This is a genomic window from Hymenobacter sp. CRA2, from assembly GCF_002007105.1.
GTDB lineage: Bacteria > Bacteroidota > Bacteroidia > Cytophagales > Hymenobacteraceae > Solirubrum.
This window is the reverse complement of record NZ_MVBC01000010.1, coordinates 47,617-63,242: the sequence shown is the minus strand read 5'-3', so window position 1 is coordinate 63,242 and position 15,626 is coordinate 47,617. Positions and strand designations below refer to the sequence as shown.

At 66.1% G+C, this 15,626-nt stretch carries 9 protein-coding genes; 4 read left to right on the top strand and 5 right to left on the bottom strand.

What is annotated here, in order from left to right:
- Positions 1–42: 42 nt before the first annotated feature.
- The 3 genes from B0919_RS16110 to B0919_RS16100 form a co-directional block, all read right to left on the bottom strand.
- The gene (locus tag B0919_RS16110; protein ID WP_078013310.1) at positions 43–846 is read right to left on the bottom strand and encodes an amidohydrolase; all 804 of its coding nucleotides are present in this window, start codon (positions 844–846) and stop codon (positions 43–45) included.
- Positions 847–963: 117 nt separating this feature from the next.
- Positions 964–2,118, bottom strand: a complete 1,155-nt coding sequence (locus B0919_RS16105; RefSeq protein ID WP_078013309.1) for a methionine aminotransferase — start codon at positions 2,116–2,118, stop codon at positions 964–966.
- 89 nt (positions 2,119–2,207) lie between these two features.
- Positions 2,208–5,639 (bottom strand): PAS domain-containing protein, encoded by a 3,432-nt coding sequence (locus tag B0919_RS16100; RefSeq protein ID WP_176133082.1) that lies wholly within the window; start codon positions 5,637–5,639, stop codon positions 2,208–2,210.
- Positions 5,640–5,823: 184 nt separating this feature from the next.
- On the opposite strand from B0919_RS16100, the gene B0919_RS16095 reads away from it, so the two are divergent.
- The 3 genes from B0919_RS16095 to B0919_RS16085 all read left to right on the top strand — a co-directional run bounded on the left by B0919_RS16095 (position 5,824) and on the right by B0919_RS16085 (position 10,062).
- Positions 5,824–6,219, top strand: coding sequence for a hypothetical protein (locus tag B0919_RS16095; protein WP_078013449.1), 396 nt, complete (start codon positions 5,824–5,826; stop codon positions 6,217–6,219).
- Between the two features lie 270 nt (positions 6,220–6,489).
- Positions 6,490–9,369, top strand: a complete 2,880-nt coding sequence (locus B0919_RS16090; RefSeq protein ID WP_078013307.1) for a hypothetical protein — start codon at positions 6,490–6,492, stop codon at positions 9,367–9,369.
- Positions 9,370–9,486: 117 nt separating this feature from the next.
- Positions 9,487–10,062, top strand: a complete 576-nt coding sequence (locus B0919_RS16085) for a fasciclin domain-containing protein (RefSeq protein ID WP_078013306.1) — start codon at positions 9,487–9,489, stop codon at positions 10,060–10,062.
- Between the two features lie 107 nt (positions 10,063–10,169).
- Here the strand turns inward: B0919_RS16085 and B0919_RS16080 are convergent, their stop codons facing one another.
- Entirely contained in the window at positions 10,170–12,050 is a 1,881-nt protein-coding gene (locus B0919_RS16080; protein ID WP_078013305.1) for a chloride channel protein, read from the bottom strand.
- Positions 12,051–12,268: 218 nt separating this feature from the next.
- Here B0919_RS16080 and B0919_RS16075 point away from each other — a divergent pair, with 218 nt between their 5' ends.
- A complete protein-coding gene (locus tag B0919_RS16075) occupies positions 12,269–14,761 on the top strand; it encodes an MG2 domain-containing protein (RefSeq protein WP_176133081.1) in 2,493 nt (830 codons plus the stop codon).
- Between the two features lie 78 nt (positions 14,762–14,839).
- Here B0919_RS16075 and msrA read toward each other — a convergent pair whose 3' ends face one another.
- Entirely contained in the window at positions 14,840–15,532 is a 693-nt protein-coding gene (gene msrA, locus B0919_RS16070; protein WP_254846596.1) for a peptide-methionine (S)-S-oxide reductase MsrA, read from the bottom strand.
- Positions 15,533–15,626: the final 94 nt, after the last annotated feature.

The window sequence follows — 15,626 nt, the reverse complement described above, 5'->3', positions numbered from 1 at the left end:
CGTTTTGGTAATTAGGTGTTGTCAGAACGACAACTATCCAATTCACAATTTCACCAATTCACCGCTGGTGCGCAGCTCGAACTCATCCGCGTCGAGCAGGGCCGGGAAGCGGCAGCGGTAGGCCTCCAAGTCGGCGCGGCGCAGCGTGCGCGTGATGCCCGTTTCCTGATTGCCGACTTCCACCAGGTACTCGCCCTTCATGTCGAGCAGGGCTGAGTCGCCGTCGTAGGGCTGGCCGTTGAGGTCGAGGCCCACGCAGTTCACGCCCATGGTGTAGGCCAGGTTTTCGATAGCGCGGGCCCGCAGCAGCGTAATCCAGGCGGTACGGCGGGCGGCGGGCCAGTTGGCCACGTACAGCAGCAGGTCGTAGGGCTGCTGTTGGTCGTTGCGGCTCCACACGGGAAAGCGCAGGTCGTAGCACACCAGCGGGCAGATGCGCCAGCCACGCCACTCTTCCACGAGGCGCTGCTGCCCGGCGGTGTAGACCTCATGTTCCCCGGCCATGCGGAACAGGTGGCGCTTGTCGTAGTGGCTGTACGTGCCGTCGGGGCGCACCCATAGGAGGCGGTTGTAGTAGTGGCCCTCGTCGTGGGTGATGACGCTGCCGGTCACCACGGCGTCGCGCTCGGCGGCCAGCTCGCGCATCCAGGCCAGGGTGGGGCCTTCCACGGGCTCGGCCCAGTCGGCCGCCGCCATAGTAAAACCGGTGCTGAACATCTCGGGCAGCACAATCAGGTCCGTCGGTACGGAAATTTCGGCAATGTGCGCCGTGAGCGTGGCGCGGTTGGCCGCCGGGTCGTGCCACTGGGTGGCCGACTGAACGAAGGAGACGGTAAGATCGGACACAGGCAAAAATGACTATTGGGCAGATGGTAAGGCATATTAATCAATCGGTAGCAAAAACACAACATATAATGCGTAAAGTGCTAATGATTGTATAGGCCCCGTCCAACTGCCTGATATTTAATCCAAACGTACGCGGCGTAGCCGTTCGGCCGCGGCGCGCAGCGTGTCATCCTGCTTGGCAAAGCAGAAACGCACCAGGCCATGGTCGGTGCCGTCGTGGTAGAACGCCGACACGGGCACTACCGCTACCCCGGCTTCCGCCGTGAGGCGGCGGGCAAAGGTGACATCGTCGAGGCCAGGGGCCAGCTGCTGGTAGCGGGCCAGCTGAAAGTAAGAGCCCTCGGAAGGCAGCAGCTCGAAGCCGGAGCCCTGTAGCAGCTCGCGGAACAAGTCGCGCTTGTGCTGCATGAAGGCGGGCAGGTAATCGTAGGACGCAGCATCGCCGAGCACATCGGCAATGGCGAGCTGGCTGAGCGTGCTCACCGCAAAGGTCACGAACTGGTGCACGCGGCGCACTTCGGCGCTAAGGGCCGGCGGAGCCACGCAGTACCCCACTTTCCAGCCCGTGGCGTGGTAGGTCTTGCCGAACGACGACACCACAAAGGCCCGGGCGCGCAGCTCGGGGTGCTGCAGGGCCGAGCGGTGCGGCCGCCCGTCGAACACCATGTGCTCATACACCTCGTCGGAGAGCAGCAGCGCGTCGCTCGAAGCCAGGGCCTCGGCCAGCTGCTGCCAGTCGTCGGCCGTCCACACCGTGCCGGTAGGGTTGTGCGGGGTGTTCACCATTACCAGCCGGGTGCGGGGCGTGAGGGCGGCGCGCACCTGGTCCCAGTCGGGACGAAAGTAGGGGAGGCGCAGCGGCACGTACACCGGCCGGCCGCCCGCCAGCCGGATGGCGGGAGCGTAGGAATCGTAGGCTGGCTCCAGCACCAGCACCTCGTCGCCGGGCTGCACCACGGCGGTAATCACGGCAAACAGCGCCTCGGTGGCGCCGCTGCACACGGTAATGTCGGTGGCCGGGTCGGGCGCGGGCACGCCGTACACGGCGGCGGTTTTGGTGGCAATCAGCTCGCGCAGCCGCGGCAGGCCGGGCATGGGGGCGTACTGGTGCTGCGCTCCCTGGGCGTGGCGCACCAGGGCCTCGGTAAGGGCGGCGGGCGGGTTGAAGTCCGGGAAACCCTGGGCGAGGTTGATGGCGCCGTGCTCGGTGGCCAGCTGCGTCATCACGGCGAAAATGCTCGTGCCGACGTCGGGGAGTTTGGAAGTAAGCAAGGGACAGAAAACGTGCGTGGAGGAAGCCCACCGGGCAGCGGGCTCCGAAAATACACGCGTCGCTCGTAATGGCCTGCGGTAACGGAAGATTAAGTCGGATCGGCCACGAGCATCCGTCCCGTACGGCGTGATGCCAGCTGCACCCAGAACGTGGTGCCCTCGCCCAAGGTGCTCTGTACCTCGATGCGGCCGCCGTGGGCCTGCACCAAGCGCTGCACCAGGTACAGGCCGGTGCCGGACCCCGGCACGTGGTCGTGGAAACGGCGGAACAGCTGAAACAGATCCTTGCCGTGGCGCTCCAGGTCGATGCCGAGGCCATTGTCCTGCACGCCGAGGACGGGGCGGCCGTCGGCGTCGTGCTCGGTCCACACCCGGATGCGCGGCGGGCGTTGCGGGTCGGCGTACTTCACGGCGTTGCTGATGAGGTTGTAGAGCACGCTCTGCAGGTTCGGCCGTACAAACTCCACGGCGGGCACGGCCGCAAAATCCGTTTCCACCACGGCGCCCACGGCCCGTATCTGCTCGCTGATGCTGTGCAGCACTTCCTGGGTCAGGCGCTCCAGGCGCACTTCCTCCGGGGCTACTTCCAGGTTGCGCTTCTGCACCTGCACCAGCGCGGCCAGCTCCTGAATGGTGCCGTAGAGCTGGTCGATGGAGTGCTCAAACATGGCTACCAGGGCGGGCGCGTCGGGGTCGTCGTAGTGGGCCGTGCGGGCCAGCTCCTGGAAGATGCTGGCCATGTTGTCGATGGGCTGCTTCAGATCGTGCGAGGCCGTGTACACAAAGTTATCCAGGTCCTGGTTGATGCGCATCAGCTCCGCATTGCGCGTTTCCAGCTCGTGCTGGAAGCGCTTGTAGTCGTCCACATCGGTGCTGGTGCCGAACCAGCGGATGATGCGGCCCTCGGCGTCGTGCATGGGGCGGGCGCGGTGCAGGTGCCAGCGGTATTGCCCGTCGGCGGCGCGGCGCAGGCGGTTTTCGTGCTCGTGGGCTCTTCCCTGGCTGATGTTGTCGCTCATCACCTGCATGGCCTCGTCGCGCTCGGCGGGCGGAACGAGCACGCCCCAGCCGTTCTGGCGCACTTCTTCCACGCCGAAGCCCGTGTACTGCAGCCAGCCTTCGTTGAGGAACTCTGGTGTGCCGTCGGGGCCGAGGGTCCATACCAGCTGCGGAATGCTGTCGGCCAGAAAGCGGAATTCGGCCTCGGAGCGGCGCAGCTCGGCCTGCAGCTCGTACTGGTCGTGGATGTCGGTATTGGAGCCGAACAGGCGGAGCACCGCGCCATCGGGCCCCAGCTCGGGCACGCCGCGCACCAGGTGCCAGCGGTACTGCCCGTCGCGGCGGCGCAGGCGCACGTGCATGGTGTAGGCCAGGCGCTTGGTCAGGGCGTTGCCGATTTCCCGCTTGGCCAGCGGCAGATCATCCGGGTGCACGGCCCGCAGCCAGCCGGCATCGGCGCCGAGCAGCGTCGGGTCGAGCGGGTCCTGGCCGGTGAGGCGGAACCACTGCGGGCTCAGGTAATCCAGCGTGCCCTGGGCCGTGGCCGTCCAGATGATGTGCGGAATGCTGTGCGTGAGCAGGCGGAACCGCTCTTCGGAGTAGCGCAACTGGTCGTTGAGGGCGCGCTGCTCGTGGATGTCGGTGCTGGAGCCGTACCACTGCAGGATGCCCCCGGCCTCGTCGCGCATGGCGGTGGCGCGCACCAGGTGCCAGCGGTAGTCGCCCTGGCAGCTGCGCACGCGGTGCTGCACCTGAAAATCTGCGCCCGTGGACAAGCTTGCGGCCCACAGCTGGCGGGTAGCAGCCTGGTCGTCGGGGTGAATGGCCTCCAGCCACGAGCCATCGGGCAGCGCCGAGGCGGACAGGCCGGAGTATTCCAGAAAGCGGCGGTTGGCAAATTCCAGCACGCCGTCGGGCCGGGCCGTCCAGGTGAAGAGCGGTACTACGTCGGTGAGGAAGCGGAACTGCTGCTCGCTCTGGCGCAGCTGCTCGGCCAGCGCCTTGTGTTCGTGCACGTCGATGAGCGAACCGTACCAGCGGTTCAGCCGGCCCTGCTCGTCGAACATGGGCAGGGAGCGGGCCTGGTGCCAGCGGTACTGCCCGTCGGCGGCCCGCAGGCGCAACTCGGTGCTCCAGGCGCGCTGCTCGCGCCGGGCGCCGGCAAAGGCCGTGGCCAGCTGGGGCTGGTCGTCGGGGTGCACCAGGGTGCGCCAGCCCTGTCCGCCGCGGGCGGCGGTGGCGGGCGTGCCGGTGTAGGCGGCCCACTGGGGGCTCACGTACACGATGCGGCCCCCCGGCGCCTGGATGTAGCTGATCAGCGGCAGCGCCTCCGTCATGGTGCGGATCTGCTCGTCGCGGCGGCGCACGGCGGCGGCCAGACGCTCGTTGCGGCGGCGGGCCAGCACGCGGGGTGTCACCTCCACCGCAAAAAACAGCACGCCCTGCACCTGATGGTGCTCGTTGAACAGCGGCTGTAGCGTCAGGTCGAAGTACCGCCGTGGGCGCGCCGTGCCGTCGGGGGCGTTCCAGGCCAGCGGGTAGGCCTGGTGCATGCTGGTTTGGCCCGTGCGGTAGGCCGCGTCGAGCAGGGCCAGTACGCCCTGTTCGGCAAATTCGGGCAGCGTCTGGCCCAGAGCCCAGCCCACGCGCAGGCGGCCCTCCAGCAGTTCCAGGAAGTTGGGCGTGGCAAAGGAGCAGATGTGCTCCGGCCCAAACAAGGTAGCCACGTGCGCGGGCACCTGCCGCAGAATTTGCTGCAGCTGCCGGTCCTTGGCCAGCAGGCGCTGCTGCACGCGCTTGGCGTCGTCGATGTCGGTGCAGGTGCCCAGCCACTGGCTGAGCTGGCCGTGCGTGTCGTGCAGGGGCAGGGCCTGAATCAGAAACCAGCGGTAGCGCCCGTCGTGGCTGCGCAGGCGGGATTCGCCGCGGTATGGGGCGCCGGTCCGCAGGGCCAGCAGCCACCGTTCGCGCGCGGCCGATTGCTCCGTTTCGTGCAGCTGGCTGATCCACGCTACCTCGGGAGCGGCCACGCCGGCATGGCCCGTGTAGTCACGCCAGCGCTGGTTAAAGTAGTCGTGGCGACCGTAGGCATCGGTGGTCCATACCAGCTGGGGAATGAACTCACTCAGAAAGCGGAACTGCTCCTGCTGGCGCCGCACGCCCGGGGCCACATCGGAGGCGGCGGGCCGGGCCAGCAGGTAGCGCAGCTCGCCGCTATCGGGCGCTAGTACCGCACTGAGAGTAAGGCGCCGAAGCGTGCCGCCGGGCGCCAGGAGCGTAAGAGTATGCTCGTCGGGGCAGGCCTGAATATCACGCAGCAGTTGCGGCCAGCGGGGCTCCTCGGAGGCTAGCGGCAGCACCTCGGCGGCTGGTCGGCCGAGGAGGTGCGCGGCCGGTTGGCCCAGCCATGTGGCCATGGCCGCGTTGGTAGCTGCCACCGTCAGGTCGGGCGCCAGCGCCAGGTGCGGCGTGGGCAGCGCATCGAACAGCAGCCCAAAATCAGGCGTTTGCAACAAGGACATGGCGACGTCAGCGGAGGAGAATGGGGCAGGGGCCTCCCTCAAAGATAAGGGGTGGCGGCAAGCCATCCGGCGCTTGACGGTGCTTATTGTCCGGTCCCGGAAAGTTTTTTTCGGCTTTGGCCGGCAAAATCGTAACCCGGCCCGCCAATATGCCGTTATCAGCCGATTGTTTTTGCTTCTACGTATGGCCCTGCGCCTCCTGCACCAAGATTCGGTCATCAGTATTTCTTACGATTACTCGAACGACTGGCTTTATGCTGACTGGCAAGCCGAGCAGGACGACTTCTCGGTGCAGGCCGGGGCGCTGAAGATGCTGGGCCTGCTGCGCCAGGAACGCTGCCGCAAGGTGCTCAACGACAACCGGCGGGTGCAAACCATCTGGTCGGATGCGTCGGAGTGGGGCGGCAAGGTGTGGTTTCCGCTCATGGCCGAGGCCGGGCTGGAGTACTTCGCCTGGGTGTACTCGCCCAATATTTACAGCCGCCTCAGCACCGACCTGACCCTGGCGCACACCGAGAAGCCCGTCGTGATGACGTTCGACAACATCGACACGGCCAGCGCCTGGCTGCGGCAGGTGTGAGTTGGCGGAGAGCGGACCAATGAGTAATGCGAAACCGTGCGGCTGCGTCCGACCGGCGGCTCCTGCCGCTGTATAGCCTGGACAATAACAAAACGTCCCGCACTGCCTGATAAGCAGCGCGGGCCGGGTGCTTCTAGGCAAAGCCGCGCGGCTACGGCGAGTAAATAGAAGTCGGCAGCCAGTATAGCGGTGCCCGTAGCCTGGCTGGGCGCGGCAAAGTGCCCGGCTGGCAGTTGCAAATCCGCGCCGCTGGGGCCAGCTTTACTTTCTATGCTCCGCACTCCCGCATTTGCCCTGCTGGCTGCCGCACTCAGCGCCGCGTCGGCCGCCCAGGCGCAGTCCCTGCCCATCCTCGACCAAAACCCACCCTCGCTGCGCTGGCAGCAGGTCCGGACTCCTCACTTTCGCGTGCTCTACGCCCAAGGGCTCGATTCGGCGGCCCGGCACACGGCCCGGCGGCTGGAGCAGGCCCACGCGGCCGGCACCCGCTCCCTGGGCGTTTCGGCCCGGCCCCTGACGGTGGTGCTGCAGAATCAGACCACCGTCAACAACGCCTTTGTGACCTTTCTGCCGCGCCACGCCGAGTTTTTTATCGTGCCGCCGCAGGACATGAGCCTGGGCACCGTGGACTGGCTGGATCAGCTGGTGGTGCACGAGTTTCGCCACGTGGGGCAGTTCGACAAGGCCCGGCAAGGCATCGGGCGGGTGCTGGTGCCGCTGCTGGGCGAGGGCGCCCTGGGCGTGGCTTCGGTGGGCCTGCCGCCGTGGTTTTTTGAGGGCGACGCCGTGGGCACCGAAACGGCCCTGACGCGCAGCGGCCGCGGGCGCATCCCCAGCTTCGACGTGGGCCTGCGCGCCAACCTGCTGGCCGGGCGGCTCTACTCGTACCCCAAGGCCGTGGGCGGCTCCTTCCGCGACCAGGTGCCCGACTGGTACGTGCTGGGGTATTTCATGACCTCGTACCTGAAAAACCACTACGGCCCCGACGCCTGGGACCGGGTGCTGACGCGCTATTACGCCTTCCCGTTTTACCCCTTTTCGTTTTCGAACGGCATTCGGCGCACCACCGGCCTGCGGGTGGAGCAGCTCTACGTCCGCGCCATGCACGAGGCCGATTCGGTGTGGCAGGCCCAGCAGCGCGGCCTGCGTCTGACCGCCGCCCGCGACTTCAGCGGGCAGGCCGGTACGAAGATTTACACCAATTACGAGTACCCGCAGTACCTCACCGATAGCACCGTGCTGGCCCTGAAAAGCGGCCTCGGCGACATTGCCCAGTGGGTGCGGCTCGCGCGCCACGGCCGGGAGGAAAAAGTGTTCGTGCCCGGCCTGATTCACTTGCCCGAAGGCCTATCGGTAGGGGGCGGCAAGGCCGTGTGGCCCGAGTACCGCCAGGACCCGCGCTGGGGCCAGCGCATGTATTCTGAGCTGCGCGTGCTGGACCTGGCCACCGGCCGGCTCACGCACCTGACCCGGCGCAGCCGCTACACCGCTGCCGCCCTTTCGCCCGACGGCACGCGCGTGGTGGCTACCGAAACCACTCCCGAGTACCGGCACGCGCTGGTGGTGCTCGATGCCCGCACCGGCGCCGTGTTGCAGCGCGTGCCCAACCCGCAGAACGACCTGTTCCTGCAGCCGCGCTTTATGGCCGATGGCCAGCACGTGGTGGCGGTGGTGCTCAGCTCCGCCGGCAAAACCCTGGAGGTAATTGAGCCCGTCGCCGGTACGCGCCGCGTCCTGTTGCCCGCGGCCAACGTGAACCTGAGCAACCCGCAGCCCTGGGGCGACTACGTGCTGTATAATTCCCCGCAGGCCGGCATCGACAACGTGTTTGCCGTCGATACCCGTTCGGGGCACACCTACCAGGTGACCAGCCGTCCGCTCGGCGCCTACCACGCCGCCGTGGCTCCCGATGGCCGGCACCTGGCCTTTCACGACGCCCGCGCCCAGGGCAGCCGGGTGGTGGAAATGCTGCTCGATCCGGCGCAGTGGCAGCCCGTAGCGCCGCCCGCCGCCGACCCCGAACGTCTGTACTCCCGGCAGCTCAGCGCCACCGACTCCGGCGCGCCGCGGCTGCGCCCGCAGCTCTCGGCTCCTGATTCGGCCGTGGCACTTTTGGTACGCCGTTACTCGCCGTTGGCCCACGCCTTCAACGTGTTCAGCTACGGCGTCATCCAGAGCCCGGCCGGCAACAGCCTGAGCCTGGGCATCCGCTCGCAGGACTACCTCAATACCACCCAGGCCGTGGCCGGCGTCACCTTCGATCAGGCCGAGCGCACCGCGGCCTTGTTTGGCGGGCTGAGCTACCAGGGCCGCTACCCCGTCTTCGACCTCGACATCGAGCACGGCGGGCGCAACGTGGCCGCTTACGTCGACCGCCGCTCGCCGCTCGATTCGCTGGTGCGCGACCGGTGGACCTATACCCGCCTGACCACGGGCCTGCGGCTGCCGCTCACGCTCACCCGCTCGAAGTACCTGCAGTCGTTGACGCTGGGGGCCTACTACCTGCACGAGCAGGTGAACGGCTATGAGCTGCCCGGCCGCCTCAGCCGCTACGACGTGGGCGCCAATCAGCCGCTCAACGCCATCCAGACCACCCTCAGCTACGCCCGGCAGCTTAAGCAGAGCACCCGCGACGTGGGGCCGCGCTGGGGCGAGTCGTTGCTGCTCACGTGGCGTACCACGCCCTTCGGCGGCGTGCTGAACGGTACGCAGTACGGCGCGCTGGGCAGCGTATACCTGCCTGGCGTGGGCAAGCACCACTCCTGGCGGCTGCGCGGCGGCTACCAGTGGCAGAGCGGGCGGTATTCCTTTAGCCCGGCGGTGTTTTTTCCGCGCGGCTCGGGCTACGTGAGCTTCGAGCGACTGGCCGTGGGCAGCGCCGAGTACCGCCTGCCCGTGGCCGATACGCACTGGGCGCTGGGCCGCTGGCTGTACGTGCAGCGCCTGAAGGGCACGGCCTTCGCCGACGTGGCCCGCGGCTACAACGTGGGCGGGGCCGCGCGCAACTACCGCAACGTGGGCGTCAGCGGCTCGGTGGTGTTCAACGTGCTGCGCCTGCGCACGCCCATCGAAACGGGGCTGCGGGCGGTGTACAACACCCAGACCCGCGCCTGGATAGTGGAGCCGCTGGTGCTGGATATTGGAATCTAAGCGCGCTGAAAAAGAGGTGATTTGTAGAAGCGTAATATAAATTTTTTGGGGTGGGTAAATCCGGGTTGTTGAGGTGCGCCGTAAGTCGCAGCACATTCATTCTCTCTAACCTCTCCCATGAAAAAGAACTTGCTTTCGTTGGCCCTGGTAGCCCTGCTGGGCGGTGTAGCACAGTCGGTATCGGCGCAGTCGGCGCAGCTTTCGCCCAACAGCGTGATGGTGGGCGGCATGGCTATGCTGCCGAGCAAGAACATCGTCGAAAACGCCGTCAACTCGAAAGACCATACCACGCTGGTAGCCGCCGTAAAAGCCGCCGGTCTGGTGGAGACGCTGCAAGGCAAAGGCCCCTTCACGGTATTCGCGCCGGTGAATGATGCCTTCGAAAATCTGCCCGCTGGCACCGTAGAAACGCTGCTGAAGCCCGAAAACAAGGCCACGCTGACCAAGGTGCTGACCTACCACGTGGTAGCCGGTAACATGACCGCCGACAAGCTGATGTCGGCCATCAAGGCGGGCAAAGGCAAGGCTACGCTCAAGACCGTAAGCGGCGGCACGCTGACGGCCATAATGAACGGTCCGCACAACGTGGTGCTCGTCGATGACAGCGGCAACGTAGCCAGCGTATCGACCTACGACGTGCTGCAGAGCAACGGCGTCATCCACGTCATCGACAAAGTGCTGCTGCCGAAATAAGCTCAGCCTTAAGAAGCGCCAAACCCCGCCGTTCATGAGCTGAACGGCGGGGTTTGGTGCTTGGTATAAATTGTATTTATCTACTTTGGTGTCGGGCCCCTGCCGGCTCATGAACGAGCCTTTACCTGACGCACGATGCGCTGCCCGCGCAGCAGAATTTCGATGGTGCGGCGCTTGAGCGAAATGCTGGCCTGCGGGGTATCGTAATCGGCGAGGCGCAGGCGGTAGGCGCCGATGATGTCCTGGTAAGTGAGCACGCCCACCACCTCGCTGCGGCTGTCGGGCGCTACCACGGGCAGTACCTCGGCCTGCCGGCGGCTCATCAGTTCCACGGCGGTGCGCAAGGACGCGGTAGTGGCTATGGCGGCCCCCACACGCCGGCTCAGGGTGCGCAGGGGCGTGTCGGGCGGTAGGGCCGAGCGGAATATTTCGACGGTGCTGAGCACACCCTCGTACTCGCCCGCTTCGCTGACGAGCACAAAGTGCCCGGCGCGCTGCTCCGGCTCCTGCTGCAGCCACTGGCGCATTTCCAGCAGGGTGTTGCTGGCCGCTACGGTGAGGGCATCGGGCTGTAGTACCTGGCCCACCGTTACGCGTTCCAGCACGTCGGGCTCGTAGGCTTCGGGCAGGCGCACACCGCGTTTGCCTACTTTCTCAGTCATCAGCGTGTGTTGCAGCAAAAAGAACGACACCACGTAAGAGGCCGTGCACGCGCCCAGCAGCGGCAGCAGCGCGGTAGGCTGCCCGGTGGCCTCCACGGCGAAGACGATGGAAGTGAGCAGGGCCCGCGAGGCACCGGCAAACAGGGCCGCCATGCCTACCAGGGCGGCCATGGTCAGGTTGATATCCGAAGCCGGAAACACGCGCAGAATGAACGTGCCGAGCAGGGCGCCCGCGGCCGTGCCGATGGTGAACAGCGGCGCCAGCGTACCGCCCGAGGTGCCGCTGCCCAGCGAAATCACCCAGGATGTGAACTTCAGCACGCCCAGCACCAGCACGGCCTGCCACACTAGCCGCCCGGCCAGGATGTCGGTGATGTTTTCGTAACCCACGCCCAGGGTGCGGGGAGCGAAGTAGCCCACCACGCCCACGGCCAAGCCGCCCAGCGCCGGCCACCACGCCCAATGGATGGGCAGCCGCTCGAAGGCATGCTCCACGGCGCCCACGGCATGGGTGATGAGCACCGCCAGCAGGCCCATTACCAGGCCCATGGCACTGTAGGTGGCCAGCGCGAGGTTGCCGGGAGCATTGGCCTGTAGAAGGGCAAATACCGGTTGCTGCTCGAAAAGCAGGTGGTGGCCCGCCGCGCCGGTGATGCAGGCCAGCGTAACGGGCACCAGGGAGCGGGGCGAAAACTCGTAGAGCAGCAGCTCGACGGCCAGAAACACGGCCGCCACGGGCGTGCCAAATACCGCCGTCATCCCCGCCGTGGCACCGGCGGCCAGCAGCACTTTCCGCTCGTGGTGGGTGATGTGCAGCAGCTGCCCCACCGTGGAGCCGAAGGCCCCGCCGGTGGCAATAATCGGCCCTTCGGCCCCGAACGGCCCGCCCGTGCCCACCGAAATGGCCGCGGACAGCGGCTTGAGCAGCGTAAGCACCGGCCGGATGCGGCTCTGGTTGGTCAGAATCTGCTCGATGGCCTCCGGAATGCCGTGCCCGCGCACGCCCGGCGAGCCGTACAGGGCCATCAGCCCGATGATCAGCCCGCCGATGACGGGAATGATGATAACCCAGGCGCCGAGGTGCGGTACGGCGTCGGCGGGGCTGCGGTAAAGGCCGGAAGCCTCCCCGTAAAAGGCCACGTTGGTGAAGAAGTGAATTAGCCAGACCAGCACCTTGGCCAGGCCCGTTACCACCACGCCGATGGCCACGGCCAAGGCGGATATGCGCACCAGCCGCGCCCGGTTGGGAGTAGGCGGGGCGCCCATGTCGGCTTCGGCGAGGGTGGGCTGGAGAGAAGGGGCGACGGGAATAACAGAAACCGGCATGGGCAGGAAGAAAAATAAGATGGCCCCGTGACGGTATGCGTTGGTGCGGCAGGAGTATTCCCGTACGACGACACAACCGCCCAGGTGCGGAAAACGGCAGCAGGCCGTAAATCTCCCTCTTACGCTGTGAACGGGCTATGAAGCTACCCGTAGCATCAATCCCAGAGGCTTTGGCCTTTTATTTGCTGCTTGACGGGCGCTTACCGACTCCTTATTCCATGTCAGAATCTTTACTTTCTTCCCGTAGAGCACTCGGGCTGGCAGCACTGGTCGTGACCAGCGCGGTGGCTTTCCGCAGCGCCGATGCCGACCTGCCCCAGCGCGTCGTGAATGCCGTGAGCCGCTTCTACGCCACTGCTACCCCCGAAAAAGCGTATCTGCACTTCGACAAGCCGGTATATGTAGGCGGCGAGACCATCTGGTTCAAGGCGTATGTGGTGGACGCTGCCACGCACCGGCCCGATTCCTTGAGCAGGGTGTTGTATGTGGATCTGCTCGGGCCCGATAAGCAGGTGCTCAGCCGCCGGACGCTGCGCTTGAATCAGGGCACTGCCGCCGGGGACCTGGCGCTGCCCGATGCCGCTGCGGAGGGCACGTACACCGTGCGGGCGTATACCAACTGGATGCGCAATGCCGGCCCCGACTACTTCTTCGTGCAGCACTTGCCGGTGTGGCAACATCAGGTGCCGACGGCTGCTGGCCAGCCGGCTCAGGGCAAAACCAAGAGTCGCCCGGCCCCGGCGGCGCCCACCCGCGGCGCCCGGCCCGATCTGCAGTTTTTCCCCGAGGGCGGCAACCTCGTTGCCCAGTTGCCGGGGGTGGTGGCCTTTAAAGCGGTCGGCCCGGACGGGCGCGGCATGGATGTGGAAGGCACCGTGGAGGATCAGCAGGGCCGCGTGGTAGCCCGGTTCAAGAGCGGCCACGCGGGTATGGGCGTGCTGCGTTTGCGCCCCGAAAGCGGCGTGCAGTACGTGGCCCGGCTGCAAACGCCAGCGGGGGTAGCGGCTACTTACCCGCTGCCCGCGGTGCAGCCCACTGGTTACGGCATGATGGTGACCCAAACTCCGGATCAGGTCGTCGTCGGCGTGAGCCGGCAGGGTACCACGGAAGCCCCCGAGAGCGTACTGCTGGTGGCGCACGTGCGCGGCGAAGTGGCGTACGTGGGGCAGACCACGGTGGGCAACGGCACCAACGACTTTCTCACGCGCATTCCCAAGACGAAATTTCCCTCGGGGATAGTGCACGTCACGCTGTTTGATGGAGCCGGTACGGCCTTGTGCGAGCGGCTGGCTTTCGTCAACCGGCAGGACGGGTTGCAGGTGCACGTCAAGCCCGACAAGTCGGCTTATGGACCGCGTAGCCAGGTAAATCTGAACATCGAGACGCGCAATGCCGCCGGGCAGCCGGTGCCGGCTCAGCTGTCGGTAGCAGTGGTAAGCGCTGCCGTGCAGGCGCAGGCCCGCAATACCATCCAAGCGCAGTTGCTGCTGGCGGCGGATCTGGCTGGTACCATCGAAGATCCGGCGTACTATTTTCGCGACAACCGCCCCCAGACGGTGCAGGCACTGGATGAGCTGCTGCTGACGCAAGGCTGGCGGCGTTTCGTGTGGAAACCCCTGCTGGCCGGCCAGCTGCCCGCCGCTACCTACGCGCCGGAGGTCAACCCACAGGTGAGCGGCCGCGTGTCGCGCACCAACAAGAAGCCCGCCTCGGAGGCCGTGCTGACCTTGATAAAAGCCGGCTCCTCACGTGATGTGGCCGTACTGAATGCCGATGCCCTCGGCCGGTTTGCGTTCGGCGTGGAGGCCTCTGCCGATACCACCCGCGTAGCCGTGCAGGCACGGGCGGCCGACGGTAGCAAAGCCGTGGATATCAGACTGGACGAGCGGTGGGCACCGCTGCCGGCCGGGCTGGTGCCGCCGCTGTGGGCGCCGCCAGTAGCCAGTTATGTGCAGCGCAGCCAGCGAGAGCAGGTAGTCGAGAGGCAAGTCAATCCGGATTCTACCCGGCGCATCCTGTTGAACAACGTGACCATCAAGGGCAAACGCGAGCAGCCGAAGGAGACGAACCCCTTCCGCCGCGACTTGCCCTACAGCCCCGGCCTGCTGCGCAAATATGACGTGCAGCACATGGATGGAGTAGGCGCTTACGGTTCCATTCTGGATCTGATCCAAAACCGAATGCCTGGCTGGACGGTGCACCGCGAGCGGGGCGAGGTCTGGGTCGTCAACACGCGGGGGCTTTCCCCCTACTTTATGCTGGACGGTATTCCGGTTGACGTGAAGGTAGTAGACGGGGTTCAGGCAGTCAACGTCGAGTCCATGGACATTACCACCAGCGGCACGGTGCCCGTGTACGGCATGGCCCGCAGAGGAGGCGTGGTTTCTATCTTCAGCAAGACGGGCAGCTCGGGTAGTACACTGGCACCCGTGTACGCCAACGTGGTGACGGCGCGCGTGCCGGCCTATTACCAGGCCCGCGAATTCTATGCCCCGCGCTACGACGCGGCGGCGCTTAAGGCCGCTCCCGATTACCGCACCACCACGCTCTACTGGACGCCGCAAGTGCAGACCGATGCCACCGGCCGGGCCCAGGTTACCTTCTACACCGCCGACCAGGCAGATGAATTTCGCATCAACGCCGAAGGGCTGGGGCATAACGGCCAGCCGGGCCTCGGCAACGCCACCCTGCTGGTGCAACGCGACAAATAATTGTTCTGCGCCGCAAGCAAACGGCCCCGTCAGCAGCTGCTGACGGGGCCGTTTGCTTGCCCAGTCTGGATGCTACGCCTAAGCGCCGGGCTTCTTGAGCAGCTCCGGAAACTGCTTGGCGAAGCGCTGGTAGCGCGGCGTCGATACGTTCTGGATGTAGGGGTTGTCCTGGTTGTTCTGGTAGTAGTCTTGGTGGTAGCGCTCGGCCGGGTAAAAGGCCTTGAAAGCCACCACCTGCGTCACCACGGGGCTGGCAAACACTTGAGCCGCCCTGATGCGTTGCAGCTCGGCATCGATGGCCGCTTTTTCCTGCGGCGTGCGGTAGAACACCACCGAGCGGTACGACTCGCCCACATCGGGGCCCTGGCGGTTCAGGGTCGTGGGGTCGTGCTGAAAGAAGAACACCTTCACCAGGGTGGCGTAGCTGATAACCTTGGGGTTGTAGTAGATCTGCACCGCTTCGGCGTGGCCGGTATTGCCGTGGCTTACCTGCTCGTAGGTGGGGTTGGCCACGGTGCCGCCCGAGTAGCCCGACACCACGGCGCGCACGCCCTTCAGGCTTTCGAAAATGTGCTCGGAGCACCAGTAGCAGCCGCTGGCAAAGGTTGCAACGGCCTCGCCGGGCTGCAGCTTAGGCAGCTCGGCAAAGCGCCGGTCGTCCTGGGGCGGGGCAGGAGCTACCGGGGCAGCGGCCGGGGCACCGTTGCCGGAGCGGGCTTCGCAGCTGACGGCGCCGAGCGCGGCCAGCAGCAGTACAACAAGTTGTTTCATTCCTTTCATCGTCATAAGCCCAACATACGAGGCGGCTAATTGATTCGGATGTGCCCGAAACCGGGCTGCATAAGCAAGCTGGGCAATACAACCA

Excerpts from the sequence above, each read along its gene's own strand:
- B0919_RS16100 (WP_176133082.1), bottom strand. The coding sequence starts at position 5,639 with ATGTCCTTGTTGCAAACGCCTGATTTTGGGCTGCTGTTCGATGCGCTG.
- B0919_RS16080 (WP_078013305.1), bottom strand. The coding sequence starts at position 12,050 with ATGCCGGTTTCTGTTATTCCCGTCGCCCCTTCTCTCCAGCCCACCCTC.
- B0919_RS16075 (WP_176133081.1), top strand. The coding sequence starts at position 12,269 with ATGTCAGAATCTTTACTTTCTTCCCGTAGAGCACTCGGGCTGGCAGCA.
- msrA (WP_254846596.1), bottom strand. The coding sequence starts at position 15,532 with ATGAAACAACTTGTTGTACTGCTGCTGGCCGCGCTCGGCGCCGTCAGC.
- B0919_RS16090 (WP_078013307.1), top strand. The coding sequence starts at position 6,490 with ATGCTCCGCACTCCCGCATTTGCCCTGCTGGCTGCCGCACTCAGCGCC.
- B0919_RS16095 (WP_078013449.1), top strand. The coding sequence starts at position 5,824 with ATGGCCCTGCGCCTCCTGCACCAAGATTCGGTCATCAGTATTTCTTAC.
- B0919_RS16085 (WP_078013306.1), top strand. The coding sequence starts at position 9,487 with ATGAAAAAGAACTTGCTTTCGTTGGCCCTGGTAGCCCTGCTGGGCGGT.